The sequence below is a fragment of the Dyadobacter sp. BE31 genome (assembly GCF_031457695.1).
GTDB lineage: Bacteria > Bacteroidota > Bacteroidia > Cytophagales > Spirosomataceae > Dyadobacter.
Window position 1 is genome coordinate 737,712 of the sequence record NZ_JAVDXA010000003.1, and the last position, 24,882, is coordinate 762,593.

The 24,882-nt window shown below is 50.9% G+C and carries 21 protein-coding genes; 13 read left to right on the forward strand and 8 right to left on the reverse strand.

From position 1 onward, the window contains the following. The first annotated feature begins 52 nt into the window (after nt 1-52). The 4 genes from J2Y43_RS18880 to J2Y43_RS18895 all read left to right on the forward strand — a co-directional run bounded on the left by J2Y43_RS18880 (nt 53) and on the right by J2Y43_RS18895 (nt 6,534). A complete protein-coding gene (locus tag J2Y43_RS18880; protein ID WP_309985560.1) occupies nt 53-1,303 on the forward strand; it encodes a TolC family protein in 1,251 nt (416 codons plus the stop codon). Nucleotides 1,304-1,318: 15 nt separating this feature from the next. After that, nucleotides 1,319-2,407 (forward strand): efflux RND transporter periplasmic adaptor subunit, encoded by a 1,089-nt coding sequence (locus tag J2Y43_RS18885; RefSeq protein WP_309985563.1) that lies wholly within the window; start codon nt 1,319-1,321, stop codon nt 2,405-2,407. Nucleotides 2,408-2,548: 141 nt separating this feature from the next. Continuing rightward, nucleotides 2,549-5,668 (forward strand): CusA/CzcA family heavy metal efflux RND transporter, encoded by a 3,120-nt coding sequence (locus tag J2Y43_RS18890; protein ID WP_309985566.1) that lies wholly within the window; start codon nt 2,549-2,551, stop codon nt 5,666-5,668. A gap of 158 nt (nt 5,669-5,826) precedes the next feature. Next, nucleotides 5,827-6,534 (forward strand): hypothetical protein, encoded by a 708-nt coding sequence (locus J2Y43_RS18895; protein ID WP_309985569.1) that lies wholly within the window; start codon nt 5,827-5,829, stop codon nt 6,532-6,534. A gap of 72 nt (nt 6,535-6,606) precedes the next feature. Here J2Y43_RS18895 and J2Y43_RS18900 read toward each other — a convergent pair whose 3' ends face one another. Continuing rightward, the gene (locus tag J2Y43_RS18900) at nt 6,607-7,023 is read right to left on the reverse strand and encodes an FKBP-type peptidyl-prolyl cis-trans isomerase (protein WP_309985572.1); all 417 of its coding nucleotides are present in this window, start codon (nt 7,021-7,023) and stop codon (nt 6,607-6,609) included. 140 nt (nt 7,024-7,163) lie between these two features. Here J2Y43_RS18900 and J2Y43_RS18905 point away from each other — a divergent pair, with 140 nt between their 5' ends. Then, the gene (locus J2Y43_RS18905) at nt 7,164-8,078 is read left to right on the forward strand and encodes a hypothetical protein (protein ID WP_309985576.1); all 915 of its coding nucleotides are present in this window, start codon (nt 7,164-7,166) and stop codon (nt 8,076-8,078) included. A 69-nt stretch (nt 8,079-8,147) separates the two neighbouring features. On the opposite strand, the gene J2Y43_RS18910 is transcribed toward J2Y43_RS18905, so the two are convergent. Then, entirely contained in the window at nt 8,148-9,080 is a 933-nt protein-coding gene (locus tag J2Y43_RS18910; RefSeq protein ID WP_309985579.1) for an alpha/beta hydrolase, read from the reverse strand. 211 nt (nt 9,081-9,291) lie between these two features. Here J2Y43_RS18910 and J2Y43_RS18915 point away from each other — a divergent pair, with 211 nt between their 5' ends. Genes J2Y43_RS18915 through J2Y43_RS18945 form a run of 7 tightly spaced genes read left to right on the forward strand, consistent with a single transcriptional unit; the run spans nt 9,292 to nt 16,176 of the window. Further along, nucleotides 9,292-9,675, forward strand: a complete 384-nt coding sequence (locus J2Y43_RS18915; protein WP_309985582.1) for an S-adenosylmethionine decarboxylase — start codon at nt 9,292-9,294, stop codon at nt 9,673-9,675. A gap of 2 nt (nt 9,676-9,677) precedes the next feature. Then, nucleotides 9,678-11,555 carry a DUF4178 domain-containing protein gene (locus tag J2Y43_RS18920; RefSeq protein ID WP_309985585.1) on the forward strand — a complete coding sequence of 626 codons (1,878 nt, stop codon included), beginning with the start codon at nt 9,678-9,680 and terminating at the stop codon, nt 11,553-11,555. A 12-nt stretch (nt 11,556-11,567) separates the two neighbouring features. After that, nucleotides 11,568-11,750, forward strand: a complete 183-nt coding sequence (locus J2Y43_RS18925) for a hypothetical protein (RefSeq protein ID WP_309985588.1) — start codon at nt 11,568-11,570, stop codon at nt 11,748-11,750. A 24-nt stretch (nt 11,751-11,774) separates the two neighbouring features. After that, nucleotides 11,775-11,981: a DUF350 domain-containing protein gene (locus J2Y43_RS18930; RefSeq protein ID WP_309985591.1), complete on the forward strand. Its 207-nt coding sequence runs from the start codon at nt 11,775-11,777 to the stop codon at nt 11,979-11,981. After that, nucleotides 11,982-13,514, forward strand: coding sequence for a polyamine aminopropyltransferase (locus J2Y43_RS18935; RefSeq protein ID WP_309985594.1), 1,533 nt, complete (start codon nt 11,982-11,984; stop codon nt 13,512-13,514). Beyond that, a complete protein-coding gene (locus J2Y43_RS18940; protein WP_309985598.1) occupies nt 13,511-15,121 on the forward strand; it encodes an FAD-dependent oxidoreductase in 1,611 nt (536 codons plus the stop codon). Before J2Y43_RS18935 ends, J2Y43_RS18940 begins: the two co-directional genes overlap by 4 nt. Nucleotides 15,122-15,126: 5 nt before the next feature. Then, a complete protein-coding gene (locus J2Y43_RS18945; protein ID WP_309985604.1) occupies nt 15,127-16,176 on the forward strand; it encodes a hypothetical protein in 1,050 nt (349 codons plus the stop codon). Here J2Y43_RS18945 and J2Y43_RS18950 read toward each other — a convergent pair. Genes J2Y43_RS18950 through J2Y43_RS18965 form a run of 4 tightly spaced genes read right to left on the reverse strand, consistent with a single transcriptional unit; the run spans nt 16,173 to nt 21,785 of the window. After that, on the reverse strand, nt 16,173-17,669 hold the full coding sequence (locus J2Y43_RS18950) for a T9SS type A sorting domain-containing protein (protein ID WP_309985608.1): 1,497 nt from the start codon (nt 17,667-17,669) through the stop codon (nt 16,173-16,175). The genes J2Y43_RS18945 and J2Y43_RS18950 overlap by 4 nt on opposite strands. A gap of 6 nt (nt 17,670-17,675) precedes the next feature. Beyond that, nucleotides 17,676-19,274 (reverse strand): hypothetical protein, encoded by a 1,599-nt coding sequence (locus J2Y43_RS18955; RefSeq protein ID WP_309985613.1) that lies wholly within the window; start codon nt 19,272-19,274, stop codon nt 17,676-17,678. A 28-nt stretch (nt 19,275-19,302) separates the two neighbouring features. Then, nucleotides 19,303-20,055 (reverse strand): LytTR family DNA-binding domain-containing protein, encoded by a 753-nt coding sequence (locus J2Y43_RS18960; RefSeq protein ID WP_309985616.1) that lies wholly within the window; start codon nt 20,053-20,055, stop codon nt 19,303-19,305. Continuing rightward, nucleotides 20,052-21,785 carry a histidine kinase gene (locus J2Y43_RS18965; RefSeq protein ID WP_309985620.1) on the reverse strand — a complete coding sequence of 578 codons (1,734 nt, stop codon included), beginning with the start codon at nt 21,783-21,785 and terminating at the stop codon, nt 20,052-20,054. The genes J2Y43_RS18960 and J2Y43_RS18965 overlap by 4 nt, the downstream gene beginning before the upstream one ends. A gap of 257 nt (nt 21,786-22,042) precedes the next feature. Here J2Y43_RS18965 and J2Y43_RS18970 point away from each other — a divergent pair, with 257 nt between their 5' ends. After that, nucleotides 22,043-22,819: a phytanoyl-CoA dioxygenase family protein gene (locus J2Y43_RS18970; protein ID WP_309985623.1), complete on the forward strand. Its 777-nt coding sequence runs from the start codon at nt 22,043-22,045 to the stop codon at nt 22,817-22,819. 110 nt (nt 22,820-22,929) lie between these two features. On the opposite strand, the gene dgoD is transcribed toward J2Y43_RS18970, so the two are convergent. Together dgoD and J2Y43_RS18980 are read right to left on the reverse strand one after the other, a co-directional pair. After that, on the reverse strand, nt 22,930-24,078 hold the full coding sequence (gene dgoD / locus J2Y43_RS18975) for a galactonate dehydratase (RefSeq protein WP_309985626.1): 1,149 nt from the start codon (nt 24,076-24,078) through the stop codon (nt 22,930-22,932). A gap of 30 nt (nt 24,079-24,108) precedes the next feature. Then, nucleotides 24,109-24,747 carry an START domain-containing protein gene (locus J2Y43_RS18980; RefSeq protein WP_309985628.1) on the reverse strand — a complete coding sequence of 213 codons (639 nt, stop codon included), beginning with the start codon at nt 24,745-24,747 and terminating at the stop codon, nt 24,109-24,111. Nucleotides 24,748-24,882: the final 135 nt, after the last annotated feature.

Consider the following 24,882-nt stretch of genomic DNA (forward strand, 5'->3'; position numbering starts at 1 on the left):
GGTGACCGGAATGTATCGTTTCCCAATCTTTGCATTGTCAAAAACAAGAGTTATGCGATTTTACCTGATCGGGTTACTGGCTTGTGTGAGCTTTGTTGCACAGGCCCAGGATACCCTCAAAGTGACCGTCCGGCAGGCGGACAGTCTCTTTTTGAAAAACAACCTGACCCTGCTCGCCGAGCGCTACCAGATCGACATCGCGAAGGCGGCCGAAATACAGGACAAGCTTTGGGATAATCCCAACCTGAATGTGGAACTGAGCGCCTATAACCCGTCGCGAGGGTGGCTGGATGTGGGCAAGGGAGGCCAGAAATTTATCAGCCTGCAACAGGTTATTACCCGCGCAGGCAAGCGTACAAAGCAAGTGGCGCTCGATGTGGAAACGACCCGGAAAACCGAACTGGAATTTTTTGATCTGGCGCGGACGCTGAAATTCGATCTCCGGCAGCTCTTTTTCGAAACCCATTTCCTGCGCCAGACATTGCAATTGCTCGATAACCAGATCGGTACGCTGGCAACGACCGTGGAGGCGTTCGATAAGGAATATGGCCGTAACAACGTGTCGCTCAAAGAAGTGGTACGCCTGAAAGCATTGCTTTTCCAATTGCGAAACAACAGGACGGACATTCTTTTTGAATTAACCGAAAATCAGCGCGATATGCGGATTTACTGCAATACCGAAGCCTACGTAGTGCCGGTGGTAGACAGCCTGGAAATGGCGCGGTACCACATCCGGTCGCAGACACCCGAACAGCTGCGGGAGCTTGCATTGATGCGCCGGACCGACCTGAAAGTGGCCGAATCTTCGGTAAAACAGGCAGAGCTGAACTATAACCTGCAAAAGGCTTTGGCGAAACCGAATGTTCAGGTAGGTGCGGTGTACGATCAGGCGAGTAATTATCAAAACCACTATTTCGGGCTTTCGGCTTCGATGGACTTGCCGTTTTTCAACCGAAACCAGGGTAATATACGGGCCGCGAAAAGTGGGATCAGCTATTTCAAAACCCAGGAAACTGCCAAAAGGAACAGTGTTGCCAACGAAGTGAATGCAGCCTGGAACAAGGTGATCGTGGCGGAAAATACTTACCGGAGCGTGGAAGACCGCTTTACCGACCAGTTTTCACAACTCAACCGCGGCATTTACGACAATTTTCAGAAAAGAAATATAACCCTCCTCGAATTCATTGATTTCATTGAAACCTACAACGAGAGCGTCCGGGAGTTTAACCGGCTGCAATCCGACCGCATTAAAGTGTATGAAGAGCTGAACTTTGTCGTAGGAGAGGAATTATTCGCCTTTTAAACCATCAAAAACATCATGCAAAAAATAGCTATTGCCATTCTGGGCGGAATGGTGGCCATATCGGCTGTGTCCTGTCGGAAGCAAACCAGCCCTCAGGAAGAGTCCAGGGCATTCATGCTGTCGGACTCGATGATGCGGCAGATCGTGCTCGATACCGTAAGAACAGAAACCGTGCGCAATGAGCTGACGCTCGTAGGGAAAGTCGTGCCGGACGAAAACCGGGTGATCCGGGTGTTTCCGTTGGTAGGAGGGAATGTGGAAGATGTGAAAGTGGAGCTCGGCGATCATGTGCGTAAAGGGCAGGAACTGGCCACGATCCGTTCGGGCGAAGTAGCCGATCTGGAACGGCAAATGATTGAAGCACAGTCGGATTTGCTGGTTGCCAGGAAAAACTTGTCGTCCACCGAAGACCTTTTCGAAAGCAAGCTCGTACCTGAGCGCGAGGTGATCACGGCCCGGCAGATGGTCGATAAATCGCAGGCTGAGCTGGACCGGGTGAGGGCCGTGTTTGCGATATATGGCATTTCAAAATCAGCCAGTTATGTAGTGCGCTCGCCGATCGACGGTTTTATCGTGGACAAAAACGTGAACCGGGGCACGCAACTCCGCTCCGACAATTCGGAGAGCCTCTTTACCGTAGGCCAGATCTCCGACGTGTGGGTGATGGCCAACGTGAGCGAGAGCGACATTCCCAAAATCCGGCTCGGTATGCCGGCCGACATCAAGACGATCAGCTTTCCCGACGAAGTATTCAAAGGCAAGGTGGACAAAATCTACAATGTCCTTGACCCGGAGACGCGGGCGATGAAGATCCGCATTCAGCTTTCGAATGCGGGCTACCGGCTGAAACCCGAAATGCACGCCACAGTGGGCCTCAATTTCGAGGAAAACACCCGGATGCAGTCGATACCATCCAAGGCGGTGATTTTTGACAGAAGTAAAAACTGGGTACTGGTTTTCACCAGCAAAAGTAAAATCGAAGCACGGCCGGTCGAGGTCTTTCGTAGCCTTTCCAAACGTGCGTACATCAGCAGCGGGCTGGCAGAGGGCGAGTCTGTTGTGTCTAAGAATCAGTTGCTTATCTATAATGCGTTAAATCAATGAGTGAATGGTCACGCATTGTCAAATGTAGTCAGAGTGGTCAGGTATTGTTTTAAATATGTTTTCAAACAACTCCTGACCACAAATGACCTCCTGACTAATTCCAGTCAATCATTCACACATTCAATCATTCAAAACTGACTCATGAACAAATTCATCAGGGGGATCGTGGGCTTTTCGCTCAGGAACCGCTTTTTCATATTTTTCCTGACGGGACTGCTCGTTGTGGCGGGCGTTGCGAGCTATCGCGCGACCCCGCTCGAAGCTTTCCCGGACATTACCAATACGCAGATCATTATCGTCTCGCAATGGAACGGCCGCAGCGCCGAGGAGATTGAACGGTTCGTGACGCAGCCGATCGAGATCGCGATGAACTCCGTGCAGAAGAAAGCCAATGTGCGGAGCGTGACGATGTTCGGGCTGTCGGTGATCAAAATCATATTCGACGACGGGGTTGAGGATTTCTTTGCCAGGCAACAGGTGAATAACCAGCTCCGGACGGTGTCGCTGCCCGACGGCGTAGATCCCGAAGTACAGCCGCCTTACGGGCCCACGGGGGAGATATTCCGCTACACCCTCGAAAGCAAGGACCGTGACAGCCGCGAGTTGCTTACATTACAGAACTGGGTGATCGACCGTCAGCTGCGCAGCGTGCCCGGTGTGGCCGATGTGGTGGCATTTGGCGGGAGAGAGAAAATTTACGAGGTGCAGGTGAACCCCACCGCGTTGGCAAAATACAATATCACGCCGGCGGATGTGTACGAGGCCGTTACGAAAAGCAATATCAATGTGGGCGGTGATGTGATCGAGAAAAACGGCCAGGCGTACGTTGTGCGCGGGATCGGACTGCTGGAATCGACGCAGGATATTGAGAACATTATTGTGGAATATGTGAAGGATTACCCCGTGCTGGTGAAGCATGTGGCGGACGTGAAGGAGTCGGATTTGCCGCGGGTAGGGCAGGTTGGACTGGACGGTAAGGACGACGTCGTGGAAGGTATCGTGGTGCAGCGGAAAGGCGAGAACCCGAGCGAGGTGCTGGCGCGTATCAAGGAGAAAATCACGGAGCTGAACACCAAGATACTACCGCCGGATGTGAAGATGGTTACCTTTTACGATCGTGACAACCTGATCGAATTCTGCGCCGATACGGTAAAGCATAATCTCGTGGAAGGCATTGTGTTTGTGACGGTTATCGTGTTCCTGTTCATGGCCGACTGGCGTACGACCATCATCGTGTCGATCATCATCCCGCTCGCATTGCTTTTTGCATTCATGTGTTTGTATTTGAAAGGCATGTCGGCCAACCTGCTATCGATGGGGGCGATAGACTTCGGTATCATCATCGACGGTGCCGTGGTAATGGTCGAGGGCGTGTTCGTTGCGCTCGATCACATGGCGCACAAGCGGGGTATGGAGCGGTTCAACCGGCTTTCCAAGTTGGGTTTGATCAAAAAGACGGGCGGTGAACTGGGTAAGGCCATTTTCTTCTCTAAACTCATCATTATCACCGCATTGATCCCCATTTTCAGTTTTCAGAAAGTGGAGGGTAAAATGTTCAGCCCGCTGGCTTACACGCTGGGTTTTGCCTTGCTGGGCGCATTGTTTTATACGCTCACGCTGGTGCCGGTGCTCTGTTCGTTTTTGCTGAACAAGAACGTGCGGGAAAAGAACAACCCGGTGGTCAATTTCTTTGATAAGACCGTCTCGAGGGGTTTTGAATGGTGTTACGGGCATAAAAAGATCAGTATGATCGCCGCTACGGCATTCCTGGGTGTATCGCTTTTCTCCGCCACCATGCTGGGTACCGAGTTTTTGCCTCAGTTGAATGAGGGCGCACTATGGGTGACGGCCGAGCTTCCTATGAGCATGTCGCTGCCCGAGAGCGTGAAAATGTCGCAAAAAATCCGCCATGACCTGAAAACTTTCCCGGAAGTAAAGCAGGTACTATCCCAGGTGGGCCGCTCCAACGACGGTACCGATCCTAATGGCTTCTATTTCTGCCAGTTTCAGGTAGATCTGGTGCCGCAGAAAGAATGGAAGCGCAAAATCAACGTCGAGCAGCTCACCGATGAAATGAACAAACTGCTGAGTAACTATCCCGGCGTTTTATACAACTACTCGCAGCCCATCGTAGACAATGTGGCAGAAGCAGTGGCAGGCTACAAGGCCAGCAACGGTATCAAGATATTCGGTTCCGATTTGCAGGAGCTGGAAAAATACGCAAACATCGCCATGGACGCCGTGCGGAATGTGGATGGTATCAAAGACCTTGGGCTGATCCGTAATATCGGGCAGCCGGAGATCAGCGTGATTCTGCACGACCACAAAATGGCGCAATATGGCGTGAGCACTGCCGATGCCCAGGCCGTGATCGAAATGGCGATCGGCGGGAAGACGGCCTCTATTTTGTACGAAGGCGAGCGCAAATTCGATATCAGGCTGCGCTACAAAGAGGAATACCGGGCCGATGAGCAGAGTATTCAGCAGCTGATGGTACCGACGCTCACGGGCAGCAAAATCCCATTGAAGGAAATCGCAACGATTCGCAAAATCACTGGCCCAGCCTTCGTTTACAGGGATAACAACAAGCGATTTATCGGTGTTAAATTTTCTGTCCGCGGCAGAGACCTGGGCGGTACCATCGCGGAGGCCCAGCAGCGCGTGAAGGAGAAACTCACCGATTTGCCGAAAGGATATTCCGTGGAATGGGTGGGAGAGTTTGAAAACCAGGTACGCGCCACCGACCGCCTTGCGCAGGTAGTACCCGTGAGCCTGATAGGGATTTTTATTTTGCTGTTTATCATGTTCAGCAATGCCAAAGACGCCGGGCTGGTGCTCGCCAACGTGCCTTTCGCATTGGTAGGCGGGATCCTCGCGCTGCACGTTACGCATATGAACTTCGGTATTTCGGCCGGGGTAGGGTTCATCGCATTGTTTGGATTATGTGTGCAAAATGGGGTGATATTGATTTCGGTATTCAATAAAAACCTGGCGGCGCGGATGCCGCTGGAAGAAGCGGTGCGGCAGGGCGTGAAATCGAGGATCAGGCCGGTGGTGATGACGGCCCTGATGGCGGCGATAGGCTTGCTGCCGGCGGCGATGTCGACCGGTATCGGCTCCGAAACGCAGAAGCCCCTGGCCATTGTGGTAATCGGCGGGCTCATCACAGCGACCATTCTCACGCTGCTCGTTTTCCCGATTATTTACACTTTTTTCAACCGCAAAAAACAGGGCACGACATCCCGGTACGCGGCTTCGTAACCAGGTGTCCGGATAGGGTTACTCAAAAATTTAACATGAATTAGATCGTTCATTTTCAGGAAGACATGGCCGGGCGGGAATAACTTTTGTGAGATTGTTCCAACCAAACCGACGCGGTTTTGCATCACTTAGCTGATTTAAAAACCAAATAACAGCTCATGAAAAAGTTAGTTTTAATGCTCGGCCTGCCATTCCTGTTCCTCGCTTGTAACGACGACGACAGCGCTCCGGGACTGCCTTCTGAAATGGAGATTAACGACCAGTTCAATGGCGACAAGGAAGGATGGACAGCCGGTTTTGCCGATTATCCTGTGAAGATGGAGACAGACTGGAAACTCGAAGAGGGAATCGCCAACCTGCCTGCGCCGCTCGACACCCAGAAAAAGGGTTTCCGCATTTCGGGCAACAACCATAGCGACGACCTGTTTATGTATTTCAAAAAGAAAGTTACGGGACTTAAACCGAACCAGGAATACAATGCGGCTTTCACGCTGGAATTTGCGTCTGATGCGCCCTCGGAGGGCTGGGCAGGTGTGGGCGGCGCCCCTAATGCCGTGAGCGTAGGCATCGGCGCAGTGCCAGTCGAACCGAAAACGACTGTCGACAAGCTGGATCATTACCGGATGAACATCGATAAAATCCAACAGAAAAACGACGGTAAGGACATGAAAATCATCGGTGACGTCGGAAACGGAACCGATAAGGTAGGCTACAAGCTGCTCACGAAAACCGGTGAATTCAAAGGTAAAACCGACGCCGGCGGCAACCTGTGGCTCATTTTCGGAACCGATTCCGGCTTCGAGGCAACCACTACCTTATATTACACCTCCGTGAAAGTGAAACTGACGGAAGTGACGACGAAATAGCATTCGGTTTATCGAAAGTTCAGCAAGGAGGCAAATACGCAGGTAGTTGCCTCCTTTTGCTTTGAGCGGTTACTACAAGATTTTGTGCAGGATCATTTTAATAACCAGCGCTGAGTCGGGGTGGACATTGGAGGGATATTCCTTTCGTTTCACCAGATAGGGCGGCGCGACAATCTGCTTAATTTCTCCTTCCTGCATGCCCAGAAGCGCCTCATCGACAGCCTTTGTCGCCTGGTCGCCGCCAATGAGAACCTTCACAGGTGTAGTGGTATTTTCATTGGAATACAATACCTGCCCCGTCCGGTAGCTCGTCGTTTCAAAAAGCAGGATTTCTTGCCCGGTTTTCGCCTTAGGACCATTGCCTTTCTTTAAAATGGTATATTGAAGGCCGGACGGAGATTGTTTCATTTTCCCGGTGGAACACGAGAGGAGCAGGAGCGCTATTGCGGAGAATTTTACGATGTGTGAGCATAAGTAGTTTTTGTGCATGTCAGAATTGGTTTGTGGCATCCAAACTAAAACACGGGATCAGCACGCCACCGGCTTTTTGGTAAAAGAATGTAAACGACTTGTAAAACTTTAAATAGTGAAAATAAGGTCAGGGGTTTTTAGAGGGGTTCATATTGTGTTTGAGTATCTGGACCGTTTCGACCGGTTGCCGGGATGCCGATTATAGTCTCGACAAGGCGATTCCGCGGCTGCAAACACCAGCAGCGGAAATAGCTTGGTTTCGTACTAAATGGCGAGATGGTGAGCATATTGAAACAGTTTATTTTGATCGGCAGAACCGCATGGTCGAGTCCTTCAACTTTGGGTTGTCAAACCGGAAGAAATTGTTCTTTTACAAGGACAGTGTTTTGGCGAAAACGATCGAGTATTCGCATGGCGATAGCGACGAGCTGAATACAGCAAATGTTGATACGGCCTGGTATGAATATGATCGCAATGCAAGACTCATCGCAGAAAAACATCGTCCCGCCAGAATTCCCGGAACTGATGCCGGCAAAGGGTACAAGGTGTTTTGGGCGTATACTGCCGCAGGAGACACGGTTAAGAAGTGGGAAGGACCGGACTACGGAGACCCCTTTAAGGCCACAGATGTGAACCGCTGGGAACGGGACGATAAGCGGCGTATCAAAAGCCATTATAAATTGTTTATCAGACGCGAGCCGGGGATCGATACGAGCGATTATTTCATACGCAGATATGCCTACGATGGCGGAAAACTAAAAATGGTTTGGTTCGAGCATATGTATTTGGGAAGGTATTATTCAGTACCCGGCCCGGATACCGTTTGGTACACCTACGATGCGCAAAACCGCCTCGTACAGGAACGGCACCGCTACACAACCGACATGCGCAACAAGCAGGAAGGTGATACCGCGAACATCCGGGAACCTGAAATGGATTATATCAGAAGGCGCAGAAAGGCCTTTTTTGAAGGTGAAACCTATTCTCCCCGCAACGACAAGGTTGTTATCGTAGAATACCGTTATGAGCAGTTTAATCCTAAGAAACACGCGGAGCTTGTGATACCGAATTAGGGTTTGGCTACGTAATAAAGCATATCAAATGTGAGAGTATATGCGGGTCTGTGGTGCGAAAGTCGAAATTTATTGAAGCCAGGACTTCAATGCTCCGATAAACCTTGCTTGTTGATCAATAAAGCAGGTGTGCGAGCAGTTGTCTAGGTAAACCAATCTTGACTTACCTATTATGTGAGCCAGATCGTCGATCTGCTTATTTGAATAAAGTCCGTCCTGTTTTCCGTAAATGGCGTATACCGGGATCTTCCCGTTTCTGAGTGTTTTCAAGACCGGCGTGACATCGATGTTCCTATGCGTATCATTTTTCCAGAGCGTTTCTACCGCCCGGTCGTTTTTCACGTAGCGGGCGATCAATGTGTCGGTCGGATAGGTCGAATAGATTTGCCTGGCTTCCAAATCGGGTTTGCTCAGGCTGAAAAAGCCATTTTTGGAGGCGTGCGCGAAAACAGCGGTTCGGTAGGGAAGCGAATTGCTGTCCATTTTCCTGATGGTATTGATCTGCGCAATGTTTGTTGTGTCGTTTTGATCCCTGTAAATGCGTTCAACGGATTGGAGCATGGTGTTGTAGGACGCCTGCTGGGAAACTAATGCGCTTGCGAGAATAATGGACTTGACTTTTTCAGGATGTTTTTCCGCATAAAGCGTAGTGACAAGTCCGCCGAAACTGAAACCGATTAAATGTGCGCGACTGAGGTGGTACTTTTGATAAATGGTGTTCAAATCTTCGAAAAACTCTTCATAATTCATGCGGGCCGTGCTGTCTTTGGACCTGCCTTCGCCTCGTCGGTCGTAAATAATTACATAAAACCCGGCATCCGCGAGTTTTTGGGCAGTCGTCGCTTCAAAGTAGACGGCACTGCTTCCCGGGCCGCCGTGCAAAAATATGATCGGCTCGTCACTGGCTTTTCCGAAAGCCCTGGAATACAGGGATTGACCCGTGACTGGAATACCGAGAAAAATTGTAAGCGTGGCGATAACAAATTTTAGGAATGCATGCATATGTTTTAGAAACTGTAAAGATATACGTCCGGCCTGATAGGCGCTTGGGCTTCGGGTCAAGATCAAGTCCTCTTCGCCAAGCATTTGTAGGGTTGCTTCGAATGCCTGGTAAGACCGTCGGATAATCCTGTCACACTATGTATCCAATGGTTTCACGCAAGTAACCATTTAAATAAATTACGCCTTGCGCATTGCCGGGTTTTTTATAAAATTGCTTGTTATCAAAGACCTGACGCTATTGGAAACTTATACCCCCGGACTGCACCTTATTGCTACCCTCCATTCCGATAATACGGCGCTGCTGGCCGGTTATGCCGGTTTTAAGAGCCTGGCCGACGATCTCACCGGCGCATTCGACCTGCAAAAGCTGGGCGAAGTCTACCACGATTTCGAACCGGGCGGTTTCACGGGCATTATTTGTCTCAGCGAAAGCCACCTGTCGGTGCATACCTGGCCGGAGTTCGGCAAAGTTAACCTGGATATTTACCTCAGCAATTTCCAACGGGTCAATAACGGCACGGTGCGGGCTATTTTCGACCGGATCGCCGCCTATTTTGAAGCGAAAGTTATTTCTGAAAATCAAATCGTCCGATAGCCATGGGAACCAGCAAACTTGCAATTTGCCCGTCCTGCGGCAAACCGGTGTATTTTCAGGGTGGTAACAACCTGGCGGCGTGCGCTTGCGGGAACGTGTGGCACCGCACGGGCGAGGTGTTGGCGGGAGTAAACATGGAGCTTGTTCAGGGCTCGACTGACTTGATTCAGCCCGGTACCACCGGGAACTGGAAGGATGTTGCGTTTACGATTACCGGCAGGCTGCGGGTGCTTTTCGAAGATCAGGCTTACAATTACTGGACCCTCGATTGTAACGACGGTATGACACGCCATTTGGCGGAAGGCTACGGCTTGTACACGGTCTGTGAGGCATTGCCGTTCAACGACGCGACGATCGCCCGGAAATTCAGGTCGGACGCGCAAATGCTGACCCTGCCCGACGACCGCGAGTTTTGGATAACTGCCCGGAACGATAGTAGCCGGATTGAGGTGGAGGGAACCGTATTTGTGCCTGGTTTGCCCGATCGGCATAACAGCATTGAAGCCGCTTCCGACACTGAACGCGTGGAGCTGGTGGCATATAGTGGAGACGTAGCGGTGGCTTTCGCTTGTCATGATGTAGAACCGGAATTACTTTTCCTGACCAATACCCGGGAGACCGAGCCGGAAGGGAAGGTATTTACCTGTCGCACTTGCAATGCTGAAAATCGTGTACTCACCTATCCGTACGGGCAGAGCTGGGTTTGCGGCAAATGCGAAACGCGGCATTCGTACGCCGGCGGAAAGTATGCTACGCACGGAGCCCAGCATACCTATAATCAGGAATTTTGTTTCGATATCGGCGACGGCATTACCATTGAAGGCGGAGACTACCAGGTGGTGGGCCTCGCTCATAAATATGACATCGATTCACGGACCGATTACTGGCATGAATACACGCTTTACAGCAGGCTGCACGGGTTTATGTTTCTTACCGAGTCGGACGGGCATTGGACTTATCTGAAAGAAACCCGGCACGCTCCCAAGCCGACCGACGCGAGGCTGCGCCGCATTATTTTTGATAAGCGGGAGTTCAGGCGTTATTCCAAATACCATTACCGCATTCTGTATGCACTGGGCGAGTTTCCCGGCAATGTATTTTCGAACCACGAGAAAACGGAGTCGATGGACTACATTGCTCCGCCGGAGATACTCAGCATCGAGAAAGATCACAAAAAGCGGGTTACCTGGTTCAGAGGGAAATATGTGCCGCGTGGAGTGATTGCCGAGCAAACCACCAGCTCGCTTCTCGAGCGAGCGGGCATTGCGCCCGCGCAGCCATCATTCATTAATGTAAGTACCGAAACGATCGTGAAATCGGGGGGAATTGCATTGCTGCTCGCGATGCTGGTGCAGATACTGACGGGGAGCATGCATACCAATCGGCAGATTTTTAATTCGGAATATGTCTTTTCGGATTCACTGAACACCCAGCTCTTTATTTCTCCCAAATTTGATCTCGAAAAAAAGAGTAGCAACCTTGAACTGGATTTCAATGCGCCTTTGAGCAATACCTGGCTGGAACTCAACGCTACGCTCGTCAACGCTGTGAACGGCAACGAGTACACCGCGGAGGAGGGCATCGAATACTACTCGGGTACCGACGGCGGAGAGCACTGGACGGAAGGTTCCCAGAGTGAGACGATCCATTTCACCAAAATACCAGCCGGGACCTATTTTCTGCAAATGACGGCCAGCCGGGATTCGAATATGTATACCCGGGCGGGGCTGTTCACCGGGAAACTGATATACGATGCCAGTACCTATCGGAACATCTGGATCGTGGTGATGTTGCTGCTGATCTGGCCGGCGAGCATGGGGATTATGAGATATTACACCGAAAAAGTGCGCTGGAGTAACAGCGAGTTTGCCAATTCCTGAAACATTACGAACATGAAAGAACTTTTAAAAGAACTCCTGCCGATGAAATGGTACTTTGTGTATGTGGCGGCACTGCTGGCCTGGCTTGCGTACGCCAACCTCTACGGCGACCGGATTTTGTCGTTTGATAGCCAGGAGGAATGGAGTTCCGGCGGGAGATCGTCGCACAGGAGCGGGATCATGCACCATAAATAGTCATTAAAACCTAAACACATATCGATGCAACAATACATCATCAGTTCGCTCGTGTACTCGGGCATTGGGATATTGGTCCTGTTCGTCACATTTGCGGTGATTGAAATACTTACTCCGAAGCACAACCTGCGACGCGAGATCATGGAAAACAAGAACGTGGCGCTGGCCATTTTTGCGGGCTTTTTCATGCTGGCGATCGCCATTATCATAGCGTCGGCAATCCACGGGTAAATGAAAAACGCGGCAGGCAGGAACAGTGCGCAGTGGGTGCTGCTCGTGGCGGTGTTCATCATCGCTACGTGCGGATTGATTTACGAGCTGGTTGCGGGCACGCTGGCGAGTTACCTGCTGGGCGACAGCGTCACGCAGTTCAGTATCATCATCGGCGTGTACCTTTTTTCGATGGGGATAGGGTCGTACCTGTCCCGGTTTTTCAACGACCATCTGCTCGAATGGTTTATCAGGATAGAGCTGCTGGTGGGGCTCGTGGGCGGTTTCAGTGCGATTTTGCTGTTTCTCGTGTTCCCGCTCGCATTCAGTTTTCAACCCGTGTTGTACGCGCTGGTGGGAGTTACCGGTATTCTGGTAGGGATTGAAATACCGCTTTTGCTGCGGATTTTGAAGGATAAGGTGGAGTTTGCCGAGCTGGTGAGCAGGGTTTTTACCTACGATTACATCGGGGCATTGCTGGCATCGCTCATCTTCCCGCTGATTTTTGTGCCCTACCTCGGGCTGATCCGTACGAGTTTGTTCTTCGGGTTGCTGAATGTGGGTGTGGGGTTGTACCTCTGCCGGTATTTTGCCGGTGAGGTGCGGGGCGTTACGGCCATCCGTTTCGGTGGGATCCTGATCCTGATCGCCGAGGTGGCTGCATTCATTTTCTCCGAGCAGATCATGAGTTTCAGCGAGACGCTCGCCTACAATGATCATGTTCTTTATTCTACCTCCACACCTTACCAGCGGATCGTGATCACCAAAAACAAGCACGACCTCCGGCTTTACCTGAACAATAACCTCCAATTCAGTTCAGCCGATGAGTACCGCTACCACGAGGCGCTTGTGCATCCGGCGATGACGGCGGCCGCGGAACCTCGTAATGTGCTCATCCTGGGCGGGGGCGACGGACTGGCTGCCAGGGAGATATTGAAATACAGATCTGTACGGAACATACAGCTTGTGGACCTCGATCCGGGGATGACAAAGCTGTTTACGGGCCAGGATATCCTGGCCGAAATCAACCGGCATTCACTGAAAGACCCCCGCGTAACCGTCACGAATGCGGACGCGTTTATCTGGCTGAAAGAGAACAAAAAGCGGTTCGATTGCGTGATCATCGATTTTCCGGACCCTTCCGGTTTTTCGGTGGGGAAGCTGTATACCACCGCTTTTTACCGGTTGCTGAAAACCGCCATGACGCCGCAAGCGGTGGCAGTGGTGCAAAGCACGTCGCCGTATGTGGCACCGAAGAGTTTCTGGTGTGTCAACGAAACGCTCAAAGCATCCGGTTTTCAGACCATCCCTTATCATAACTACGTGCCGTCATTCGGCGAATGGGGGTATGTAATGGCGCGGCAATCAGGTGCTTACCAGCTTCCCGACACGTTTGCGATCGAGAAAAAATACATTAGTCAGGCGGTGATGGAGCAAATGCTGCAATTTCCCGACGATATGCTTGCCCATGAGCCGCTGGAAATAAACAAACTGAACAACCAGGCTTTGGTGAATTATTTTGAAAAGGAGTGGGGTAAATTCCTGGATCAATGAAAAGGGGTGAATTCATCAGACTAACGACCGGAATCGCCGTCGCGGCTCCGCTTCTGTACGCTTGCGGGGAGACAAAAAGGGGTACCTCTGCCATTCCCGGCGAGATCGTGGGCGCGTCGGCCGCAGCAGGGCATTTACTGCGCGACCATACTTTTAACCCTCCTGCCGCATTCGAAGCGAAGGAAGTGGTGATCGTAGGCGCGGGTGTGAGCGGCTTGTCGGCGGCGAGGTATCTGGTGCAGCATGGTGTAACAGACATCATCGTGCTCGACCTGGAACAGCAGCCGGGCGGTAATGCGGCCTCGGGCGGCAATGCATTCTCCAAATATCCCTGGGGGGCGCATTATGTGCCGGTTCCAAACAACAACCTGACCGAGTACCTGTCGTTTTTGGAGGAAGCCCGGGTGATAACCGGGTATGACCAGGCCGGTTTGCCGGTTTACGACGAGTTTTACATTTGCCACGATCCCGAGGAGCGTTTGTATGTCAATGGGCATTGGCAGGAAGGGCTAGTCCCGAATTTCGGGCTGAATGCGGCCGAACTGGCAGATTTTAAACAGTTTTTTGCCCTCATTGATCATTTCAAAAAACTGAAAGGCTCCGATGGGCTGGATGCATTCAGCATTCCGGTCGATACATCAAGCCGTGACGAATCGTTGCGCGCTCTCGATCGCATGACGATGAAAGTGTGGATGGACAGCCAAAAGCTGACCAGTGAATACATCCGCTGGTACGTCGATTACTGTACGCGCGACGATTTTGGTACGCCTTACGATATGGTAAGCGCCTGGGCAGGCATTCATTACTTTGCCTCCCGAAAAGGAAAAGCAGCCAATGCCGCGCACAACGACGTGCTTACCTGGGAGCAAGGCAACGGGTTCCTGATTGAAGCGTTACGTAAAAATCTCGACGGTAAAATCGCTACCGGCGCGCTGGCGACTTCTGTTAAGGCATCCGGCGATAGAGTGCGGATCAGCTATCTCGATGTCGCTACACGCCAGCTCAAAGGGCTGGAAGCAAAGCATTGCATTATGGCAGTACCGCAATTTGTGGCTGCACGGCTCTTGGGAGACACCGAACGCGGAAAGGCCGTAACGGATTATTTTCATTATGTGCCCTGGATGGTCGCCAATCTGACCGTCGGCGACCTGCATGAACGTGGCGGACAACCGGCCAGCTGGGATAACGTGATTTACGGAAGTGCTTCGCTGGGTTATGTGGATGCTACCCACCAGCAGGTACAGCAGCGGAAGGAGCGGCGAAACCTTACCTATTATCTCCCGCTCACGCACACATCGCCCGAGGCCGCGCGCAAGGAAGCCTACCGTGCCGGGCATACATTTTGGGCGGAAAAGGTGCTCGCCGACCTGCATCGCGTGCATCCGGACATCCGGGAGCAGACCGAGCGGATCGACATCATGCTTTGGGGCCACGCCATGGTGCAGCCCCGGCCCGGTATGGTTCATGGAGAGGCGAGAAAGTCCCTTTCGGAGAGCATAGGAGGGGCCATTCACTTTGCCCATACCGACCTGGCCGGCGTAAGCATATTCGAAGAGGGCTTCTACCAGGGCCTGAAAGCCGCCAGGAAGATCCTTCAAAAAACCTGATGGCCATGCAAAAACAGCAGCCGTGGCTGGGTAAGCCGCTAACCGACATCTTTTTCATCCTCGCTCCGCCGTTCCTGAGTCTGGCGGTGGTGGTTTGCTTTCCTGCTATTTTTCAGGACAATGCTAACATGCCCGACGCCTGGTGGGTTGCTTTGATTTTGCTCATCGATGTAGCGCACGTGTACAGCACGCTCTACCGCACCTACCTGAACAAGCAGCTTTACAACCGCTTCAAACCGCTGTTGATCGGTATTCCGGTGTTGGCGTTATTGGTGGGGTCGGGTATTTATTCGCTGAGCGGGCTATGGTTCTGGCGGGTGCTGGCTTATCTGGCCGTGTATCATTTCGTGCGGCAACAATACGGGTTCATGCGTTTGTACAGCCGTTTTGAGCGTACGCCCGCGTGGTACCGGCAAGTCGACCGCTTCGTGATTTACTATGCCGCCATTTATCCGCTGTTATACTGGCACCTGCATGGCGGCCGTAATTTCAACTGGTTTGTTGAGAACGAATTCTTCATTGCCGCCTCCCGACCAGCCCTGAAAGTAGCCACAGCCGTGTATGGCGCTATGCTGGCGGTGTATGTGTTCAAGGAAACACATTACTGGCTGCATTTCAAAAATCTCAATATTCCCCGGATCGGGGTGATTACCGGCACGTTGGTATCGTGGTATTTTGGGATCGTGTATTTCAATGGCGACCTCGCATTTACGCTACTGAATGTCGTCAGCCACGGCATACCCTACATGGCGCTGATATGGATATTCGGGCAAAAAGAAGCAGCACGCCCGGAATCGGGCAGGTGGCTGCCGCTTTTCTTCGGGCAATATGGGGTTGTGCTCTTCCTGGGACTGATTTTTCTGCTGGCGTATTTCGAAGAAGGCCTTTGGGACTGGACCGTCTGGAAAGAGCACCGTAATCTTTTCTCCCTGTTTCATCAATTTCCGGTCGCGCTAGGCAAGCCGGCGCTTGCATTGATTGTGCCGCTGCTCGCTGTGCCGCAAATCACACATTATGTGATCGACGGCTTCATCTGGAAGAAGGGGCAGCATTAGAGTTTTACGATTTTCTTCACAACCTGCCCGTTGGCACCTGAATAGATAATCATATACTGGCCGGGAGGGAAGTTTCTCATATCCAGCCGTTTGCTCTTTCCAACTGTTACTTTGAGCTTCTCAAAACCCCTTGGATCCAGGATACGGATCAGCCCGCCTTCTTTCAGATCAATATTAAGTTCGCCGACGGCCGGGTTCGGATACACATTCAAATGCATATTGTCGGGCAGGTTGCTCACATGGTCGGGTATTTCGGGACGTGTAACAGGCAGTTCGTCGTCATCGTCGGGAATGAGGTTCATTTCGTCCATTTTCCAAACCTGCAAGCCTTTCGAATAGGTAAAAGCCGTCGCATACACACTGCCTTTGAAATGGAATACCTCGTGAATTGTTGCTCCTTCGGGGCCTTTGATGATTTCCGGAAAATGATACAGCGAGTCGCGATCGATCCTGACAAGCTCGAATCCCCTCGCTTTCGTGCTGAACGGCGTGTAATTTACCTGTCCGAAGGACGGCGAGTCATACCAGTCAATGAGGTCGTACATTTTCACCGGAGCGCTGCCTTCCAGCGCATAAACCGCGGGAGCCGTATTATCGAACACGTCGTACGCTATGGCAAGCTCGCCAGGCATCGTTTTGACGATCTGGAGTCCGGTTGGAAAATCGAACCGTTTTTGTTTAGCTAAATCGAAGAGCACTTGGTGCCGGTTATTTCCGCTATCGTAGAACAACAGCTGATCACCTGCTCCGGCGTTGGAGAAATCGATCGTCTGGTCTTTGGCAAGCTCGGTGATCTTCCCGCGTTTCAGTTCATAGATGTACCAGGAGCTACCCGTATTGCTTTTGACTTTGATCAATATGCCCTGCGGTACCGGACTTGAAAATTCGATGTCCTCAGTAAATTTCTGGCTGATAATACGGTCGTTGTGGACGATTACCGCCTCCCTTTTGCCCCAAAGCCCCACCGCGTTGGATGTAGTGGCGTCGACAGGATATATATCAGTGAACTCGCCAAGCAGCTCGGCTGTGCTGGCCTTGTAGATTTTTACGTCCGGCCCGCTCATCGTGCCGGCAATGAGGTAATCGCCACGCCGGAGCAGGTAACTCATCGGGCCGGAGAAAAGCCGGTTTACCTTGTCCGAACCTATATCGGTATAGCAAATATCATGCAGGTAACCGGCGCTGCTGCGGAGCATATAGTAGATCCGGTTATCATAAATCTGATGTTCCATCGCGTCGGCACCACCCTTGTTCAGTTCGATTAGTTTCAGATCGCCGTTTTCGAATTTGTAAACTGTACTATAACCGATCCCGTTTTTAACTGACGAATGGATCATGAAAAGGTCATTGGAAGTGGCACGAAACTCCCGTTGCGCGTATTGAGAATTATCTATTTCCCATACCTTTTCCAGGTCGGTCACAATGCCTACTATTTTCCCTGAGACACTCAGTTCAAACAAGGCCAGCCGGTTGTTGGTAACGACCCTTTCCACGTAGGGTCAGTCGGTGGTGGGATAATGGTATAGTTCTCTGGTGCCCGCCTTGGTACCATCCGTTTTGAATATCCTGAGCCCTTGCTGACTGATCGAAGCAAACACGATCCGGTTGCCAACCCTGATCGAATCCATCGCCATTCTCCAAGAAACTACCACGCCTTCGTACGAGAACAGTTCGGAGGTCGTTTTGCCGTCGCTTAACCACAGTTTTCCGTTGTGCTGATCGTCGTTATTTGTCCAGAATAGCAATTTGTTGTTGAGCACGGTCCTGAAAGCAAGCGCACTTTCTCTGTAAACAGGCCGGCGGTTTATCAGCGGTATCCTTAGCGCACTGCCCGAGACATACACATTATCCGAGAGTTCATATTCCGTATTTCCTACTTTTATCTTCTGAACCTGATAAGGAAGTTGCTCAACGGAAATGGCTTTGTTTTCAGCGATATTGTAGATGCATTTATTATTGCCGGAACGGATTTCAAATACATCGCGTGACTGCGAGGCAAGCTTTACTTCGCGTGCCGTAACCTCCCCCGGAAGGCGTGGTGACATGCGCTTGATATTCTTTTTAAAATCAAATACACCGAGGTATGCCGAGTGGACACTTTCGTATCCAAAAAGCGTAGTGAAAGTAAGCTGATCCCCCTCAATAATAAAATTGGTATGAAATGGGCCTTCGGTGGATCCCGTCGGCGTGTCGGCATACAGCATGCTGGGTTTAAAGTCGGCAATCGTTTCCCAATTCTGACCTTCAATGACTTTATATATTTTTAACGTAATATCATTGCCGGAGTAAATAGCGTCGTTAATTAAGAAAAGCGATCCGGCCTTATCTCTCAGCATCGTCGGCGCGGCGCCACGGTTCCATTCATAGGTTTTGGGAGCTTCGGCCCGGTTTGCAGCGGTTACCACCAACCTCTTTTCTACATTTCCGGCGTCGACGGCTATGTATTCGTATCCTTTTTGTATCTCAACAATAATATCAACCAACGCTGGACCCGGCTCACTCGCCAGGGTATGCAGTTCACTGTCCTGCACTTTCAAAGTCCATTTTCTGGCAGTCGAATCGTAGGAGCCATAGTAGAGATTTCCGCCCGCGCATTTAAAAGTTGTGGCTTCATCTTGTAGAAAATCGGTTTTTCCGTCGGCATTGAGCCATGCAAATACATACCGCTGGGTCTGGACGTTGCGAAATGTGACGAGCAGTTTTCCTGAAACTATGTTCAGGTTCAGGGTGCTGTCGGAGTGCAACAGCCTTTGGGTTCCAGCAGGAGAGCCATCGGTTTTCCAGATTTCATATCCATTAACAACGAAATAAACAAAATCACCGGATTTGCTGAAATCGGAAGGATAAGTGCCCTGATACCCCGGCGTAATGTCTTTCAGCAGCTTTGTATTGGCTTTTGTTCCTTCCGAAACCCAAAGCTCGTTTCCGGTTGCGGGAGCAAAAGACGAGAAGATCATCTTACTGCCTATCTGTGACCAATATACCGCATTAAATGCTTGCTTGTCTTCGGTATTGTTGAAGTTGGTAATCTGCCTTTGTGCAATGCAGCAGCCAGCATTGAATAGCAGGAAATAGAGAAAGTAAAAATGTTTTTTCATGGCTAATCGTTGATGGTTTGTTTAATATTCAGGCAAATAATTCCTTTAAAAGGTGTTTTCGCTGTTTACTGATCACGGCTTGATAGTTGCCTTCCATGAGCAGATAGCCCCCCTCTTCCTTTCTGAAAGATACAATCCTGTTTTTATTAATCAAATAGGATTGATGGGTCCGTATAAAGCCATATGGTTCCAGGATATTTTCGTATTCGGAAATAGGTTTGCTGACGGTTATATTTTTGTTTCTGGTTAAATAAAAAGTAGTGTAGCTGTTATCCGATTTGCAAAATATAATATCATCAATCAATACATAGTGAATTTCGTTGGCCTCCGCCAATGCGATCTTCTTTTGCCGTTGGGAAGGCAGGTTTTCAAACGATTGGATCAGCATTGAAATCTGTGCACTTTGGTCGCGCTCTTTCTTTTTTTCGGTCGCTTTTCTGACAGCCCCGGTAAGTTCCAGGTGGTCGAGGGGTTTGAGCAGGTAATCGGTAGCCGAAAATTTGATGGCCTGAATGCCGTACAGATCGTACGCCGTCGTGAAGATGATGCTGCCCTGGAAATGATTGAGCCGCTTCAAAAGGTCGAAACCCGTTTCATTTTGCAAACGGATATCCAGGAAAAGGATATCCGTTTGTGTCTGGGTAAGAAAATCGTAGGCGTCGCTTACGTTGTGCGCATACCCTGCGAGTTCTACCTGCGGGCAATGCGTTTCGAGCGCGAGGCGCAGGTTATGCACCGCCTGGATCTCGTCGTCGAGTATAAAGCAGCGGATGGGATTCATGAGAGCCATTTTAAAAGTCGGATTTCCGTGGTAGTCCCGGCACCGGGGCTGGATTGGGTTTGAACGATAATGCGCATCGCCGGCAGCTTTTCATTGATCAGCGCGATTCGTTTGCCGGTTAAGGAAAGGCCATGCCCCTGCGCTTTGACCAACGGGTCGTAGCCGATGCCGTTGTCGGCAATGGCCACAACCAGGTCGGTGGCGTCGCAGCGGATAGTAATGGTCAGTGTAGGGTCACGCACACTTTCGGCCAGGCCGTGGCGGATGCTGTTTTCGATAATAGGCTGTAAAAGAAGTGGCGGGAAATCGATCGAAGAGAGTTCATTCCCGCACTCGATCCGGAAGGTGTACGTAAATGCTTTTCGTTTTTGTTCCAACACAATGTACTTTTCCTCGATAGCGATTTCTTCGGCGAGCGAAACGAGCTCTTTCCGGCCGCTATCCATGATGGTGCGCATGAAAGTCGCCACCTCGGTAATGTATTGGTTGGCCGCTTCCCGGTCGTCCTGCCGGATCAGCGATTGCACGGCATTCAGCGAATTGAAAAGGAAATGCGGGTTCAGCTGGCCGCTGAGCAATTGGAGCTGGTTCTCGATCTCGCTTTTCTTGCGATCGAGCCTGGCGAGTTGCCTTTTGTGGCGTTGCTTTTGAATAAAAATTGCCAGTAGTGCGAGCACAATTATGCCAATTACCGGCAACGCAGTATCGATCCAGCCAGGGTGTAGAGGCGTCACATCAATGGTTACCTCGTGGATGCTTTCCGGTTGGTGCCTATACCGTAGGAATACTTTTAGCGTCTTGCCAGGTTTGGGTTTGTCTAGGTAAATGTAGGTGTAGCCGTTGGTGAATTTCAGATCTTTCCTACCACCGAGTGGTTTCCAGTTTTCAGGCTTATCTAATGCATATTCGATCCCGCTATTTCGTGGAATACGGCCAAAGAAGTAATACTGTTCATCATCTGCGAATCTAAGAAATGCAGAATGTCCTCCTTTTATTTCAAAATGAGTGGCCTGGGGGCCCTGTTCCGTACGTGCTTTATTAATTTCAGTATTAAGTATCTCTTCGAAGCTCTTGTCCGAGGAAAATTCGACAAAATTGAAATAATCAGGTACGCTATACACGCGCGTAATCGAGAAATGATACACATCCGCTAACGTATTTTTGTCCCTGACTTCCACTGTAAGGGAATCACTAAGCCGCAGGTCGAATGTGCCAGCGTGGTAGTGCTCTGCCGGTCTCGTTTTAATGTTTTGAGAGTGATCGTTGACCGCTTCCAGTGTGGCGTCGCCAAAATAAAAGTCAGGATCTTTTTTGAGCGATCCGATGTCGGTCCAATCCTGTTTGATAACTCCATTAATTCTAGTTCTGAATTGAAATTTCTTGAAATCCCAATAAACTTCGGAATTGCCTTTAAGCGGTTTGTGTATGAATGAATACGGATAGAAGTCAAGAGAAAAGCGTCCGACTGCGATATAGAACCTGGACAGCTTTTCAGTTGTAAAGCTGTTCATTAATAATGAGTCCTTGTAAAGAAACTGGTTGTAGTGGTTGGGGGTCAAAAACGATATTTGCCCGGGATTGGTACCAATAACGCCGGCTAATGGCACAAGACAAGATTCGCATACAATACCATTACGGATTTCTTTAATGACAAGAACATCATCAGCCACGCGCTGCCCGAGGGAATTAACTGACAGAAACCATAAAAGAAGTAGTGTTAGTTTTTTCATGTTGTGAAATGGTCTGGTTCTGCCGCAAATACGCAACCGCGCCCGACAGCAATCCGGCCAAAACTGAATAGGGTGCTTTTTGATTTGAATTCGGGACATTATCAGGGAAAACAGATTTCAAATGCCTAAATTTGTAACCATGAGATTCGCACCAACACTCTGACACTCCTTCCCGTGCAGCCGTTGCACACCGTCCCCGTTTTCGGGGATCAGGATTCTATTATCCCGATTTTTCAATCCTTAATTATTGAAATTCCATGGAAGGAGTACTGAATACTCAGCAAATAAATCAATTCATCACCCAGGGCTACATTCGCCTTGATCACGCATTTTCCGCCGAAATAGCCGCGCAGGCAAGGGACATTTTGTGGAATGACCTCGGTGTGGACCGGAACAACCCCGCGACCTGGACAAAGCCGGTGATACGCCTCGGGATGTACCAGCAGGAGCCATTCATCGCCTCAGCGAATACGCCGGTGCTGCACGCGGCCTTTGATCAGTTGGTCGGCGCAGGTAAATGGTTGCCTTGCCGGAGTATGGGCACATTTCCCGTGCGATTCCCCTCCAACGAAGACCCCGGTGACGCGGGTTGGCATGTCGATGCCAGCTTTCCCGGCCCCGACCCGGGTAACTTTCTGGGCTGGCGTGTGAATATCCATTCCAAAGGCCGTGGCTTGCTGATGCTCTTTCTGTACTCGGACGTAGGCGAGCACGACGCGCCTACGCGCATACGTATAGGCTCGCATGCGGATGTAGCACGCGTGCTGGCGCCCGAAGGTGGGGCCGGACTGTCATTTATGGAACTCGCGGGCAAGCTGGATGCCATGCCGCAAAGGGAGGTCGTATGGGCAACCGGTAAGGCGGGCACCGTTTACCTGTGCCATCCGTTCATCGTCCACGCCGCACAGGCGCATCACGGCACCGCGCCGAAGTTTATGGCCCAACCGCCGTTGCTGCTGCGGGAGGACCTGTCGGTTGATGGTGCCTCGCCGGTGGAGCGGGCTATTCGGGGAGCGCTTGTGCGAATCTCCTGATTTGCACGTATTATTTGCAGGCCTCTGGCCGGTCCTTACCGAAATTGGTGGTATTGACCGGCCGGAGGCCTGCGAATATCTTGTCACGAAGGTCGACCTTCGCGCTATTTTTACCACTCCGCAGCGCTGCCGTCTTCGTGTGACCAGAGCGGGTTTTTCCAGTTATGGCCGATCGCAGCCATTCTCCGGACCTGCTCTTCGTCTATTTCGATGCCCAGGCCGGGGCCGGATGGGATATTGACGAAGCCGTCCTTGTAATCGAATACCGTTCTGTCGCTGAGGTAGTCCATCAGGTCGCTGCCCTGGTTGTAGTGAATGCCCAGGCTTTGCTCTTGAATGAATGCATTGTGGGCGGTGGCGTCCACCTGCAAACACGCTGCGAGCGCAATAGGGCCCAGCGGGCAATGCGGTGCCGCAGCTACATCGAAGGCCTCCGCCATAGAAAGTATCTTTTTGCATTCAGTGATGCCGCCTGCGTGGGAGAGGTCGGGCTGGATAATGTCTACATACCCGTCCATGAGCAGGTTTTTGAAATCCCAGCGGCTAAACATCCGCTCGCCGGTTGCGATCGGAATGGAGGTATGTGCGGCAATTTCGCGTAGCGCCTCATTATTTTCCGACAATACCGGTTCTTCGATGAACATCGGTCGGAACGGCTCCAATTCCTTGGCAAGTACTTTGGCCATTGGCTTGTGCAAGCGTCCGTGGAAATCTACGCCGATTTCGAGTCCGTAGCCGAGCGCCTCGCGGATGGACGCTACCCGTTTGACAGCGAGATCTATTTTTTCGAAAGAATCGATGTATTGCACTTCATTGGTCGCATTCATTTTAATGGCCTTGAAACCACGGTCAAAGCATTCTTTCGCTGCTCCGGCCACTTCATCCGGTCTGTCGCCGCCTATCCAGGAGTATACCTTGATCTTATCGCGGCATTTACCTCCAAGCAGTTGGTAAACCGGCGCATTGAAGAACTTGCCTTTGATATCCCATAATGCCTGGTCGATACCGGCAATGGCGCTCATTAGGATGGGGCCGCCCCGGTAAAAGCCGCCCCGGTACATCGTATTCCAGTGGCCTTCGATATCGAGCGGGTCCTTGCCGATCAATGCTTCCATCAACTCGTGCACCGCGGCAGCTACCGTCGCAGCTTTGCCCTCGATCACCGGCTCGCCCCATCCGACAATGCCTTCATCGGTTTCAATTTTTAAAAACAACCATCTGGGAGGTACCTGGAACAGCTCGTAACTTCTGATTTTCATTCTATTTTTCTTTTACATTGTATAACCCTGCTAATTGGTTATAAATGTAAGGGAGGCATTTCTATATTTCGGCAATTTGAGCTGCTGTTTCATACTTTTAAATGTCTCCATAGGCCCCTCGGCCGCGAATGCGTTCACGGCCCAGGCAGGCAGATACCCGCCGGGGTCTGTGTGCAGCATGTACTCGATGCGCACCTTGCCAGCGAGCGGCGTAAGTACCCACCGGCCCTTTGAGTCACTTACCCTCACGACGTTTTTCTTTTTGGGTACCATTCCAGCGACCACCGGGCCGTCGATCGTCACGGTTTTGGTAGCCGGATCCTGTCGCGCAACCAGGTGTGCCACAAAATCACGGTTATCCAGCGGCCACGGCAGGCTTATTTCGGAGTGATAGTACAAATCGGTGGGAGAGACCCGCTTGACGAGCGTGCACGACTTGGTTTTGTAAACCCATTGGGTACCGGCCTCTACGTCCAGCAGCAGCGACACCATCTGAGCAAGCGAGGCGTCCACCACGCAATCGACCTTAATGGCCTTGATTTTGGATTCGGGCACTGCCGAAGAAAAAATACGGATTTGCTCCTCTTCGGCGATCTGTTTCCATTTGGTTTGGGCCGTGGCTGAGAAGGAAATGCCAGTGATAACGAGTAATAGGATGAATTTCTGCATTTGTTGGATGAAGTAAAGTATGGTTGCACACTTTGTTTTTCAGTATGACAACCTGACTTCTACAACCCCTGCCAAAAGCATTAAATTCCTGCTAACGCGTTAAATAAACGCATTATTGGACTAATCATGAGTACT

What these genes read in the sequence shown, in the direction of transcription:
- J2Y43_RS18895 (WP_309985569.1), top strand. Translation starts at nt 5,827, where the DNA reads ATGAAAAAGTTAGTTTTAATGCTCGGCCTGCCATTCCTGTTCCTCGCT.
- J2Y43_RS18885 (WP_309985563.1), top strand. Translation starts at nt 1,319, where the DNA reads ATGCAAAAAATAGCTATTGCCATTCTGGGCGGAATGGTGGCCATATCG.
- dgoD (WP_309985626.1), bottom strand. Translation starts at nt 24,078, where the DNA reads ATGAAAATCAGAAGTTACGAGCTGTTCCAGGTACCTCCCAGATGGTTG.
- J2Y43_RS18980 (WP_309985628.1), bottom strand. Translation starts at nt 24,747, where the DNA reads ATGCAGAAATTCATCCTATTACTCGTTATCACTGGCATTTCCTTCTCA.
- J2Y43_RS18935 (WP_309985594.1), top strand. Translation starts at nt 11,982, where the DNA reads ATGAAAAACGCGGCAGGCAGGAACAGTGCGCAGTGGGTGCTGCTCGTG.
- J2Y43_RS18945 (WP_309985604.1), top strand. Translation starts at nt 15,127, where the DNA reads ATGCAAAAACAGCAGCCGTGGCTGGGTAAGCCGCTAACCGACATCTTT.
- J2Y43_RS18965 (WP_309985620.1), bottom strand. Translation starts at nt 21,785, where the DNA reads ATGAAAAAACTAACACTACTTCTTTTATGGTTTCTGTCAGTTAATTCC.
- J2Y43_RS18880 (WP_309985560.1), top strand. Translation starts at nt 53, where the DNA reads ATGCGATTTTACCTGATCGGGTTACTGGCTTGTGTGAGCTTTGTTGCA.
- J2Y43_RS18940 (WP_309985598.1), top strand. Translation starts at nt 13,511, where the DNA reads ATGAAAAGGGGTGAATTCATCAGACTAACGACCGGAATCGCCGTCGCG.
- J2Y43_RS18920 (WP_309985585.1), top strand. Translation starts at nt 9,678, where the DNA reads ATGGGAACCAGCAAACTTGCAATTTGCCCGTCCTGCGGCAAACCGGTG.
- J2Y43_RS18890 (WP_309985566.1), top strand. Translation starts at nt 2,549, where the DNA reads ATGAACAAATTCATCAGGGGGATCGTGGGCTTTTCGCTCAGGAACCGC.
- J2Y43_RS18930 (WP_309985591.1), top strand. Translation starts at nt 11,775, where the DNA reads ATGCAACAATACATCATCAGTTCGCTCGTGTACTCGGGCATTGGGATA.
- J2Y43_RS18970 (WP_309985623.1), top strand. Translation starts at nt 22,043, where the DNA reads ATGGAAGGAGTACTGAATACTCAGCAAATAAATCAATTCATCACCCAG.
- J2Y43_RS18925 (WP_309985588.1), top strand. Translation starts at nt 11,568, where the DNA reads ATGAAAGAACTTTTAAAAGAACTCCTGCCGATGAAATGGTACTTTGTG.
- J2Y43_RS18910 (WP_309985579.1), bottom strand. Translation starts at nt 9,080, where the DNA reads ATGCATGCATTCCTAAAATTTGTTATCGCCACGCTTACAATTTTTCTC.
- J2Y43_RS18960 (WP_309985616.1), bottom strand. Translation starts at nt 20,055, where the DNA reads ATGAATCCCATCCGCTGCTTTATACTCGACGACGAGATCCAGGCGGTG.
- J2Y43_RS18900 (WP_309985572.1), bottom strand. Translation starts at nt 7,023, where the DNA reads ATGCACAAAAACTACTTATGCTCACACATCGTAAAATTCTCCGCAATA.
- J2Y43_RS18955 (WP_309985613.1), bottom strand. Translation starts at nt 19,274, where the DNA reads ATGAAAAAACATTTTTACTTTCTCTATTTCCTGCTATTCAATGCTGGC.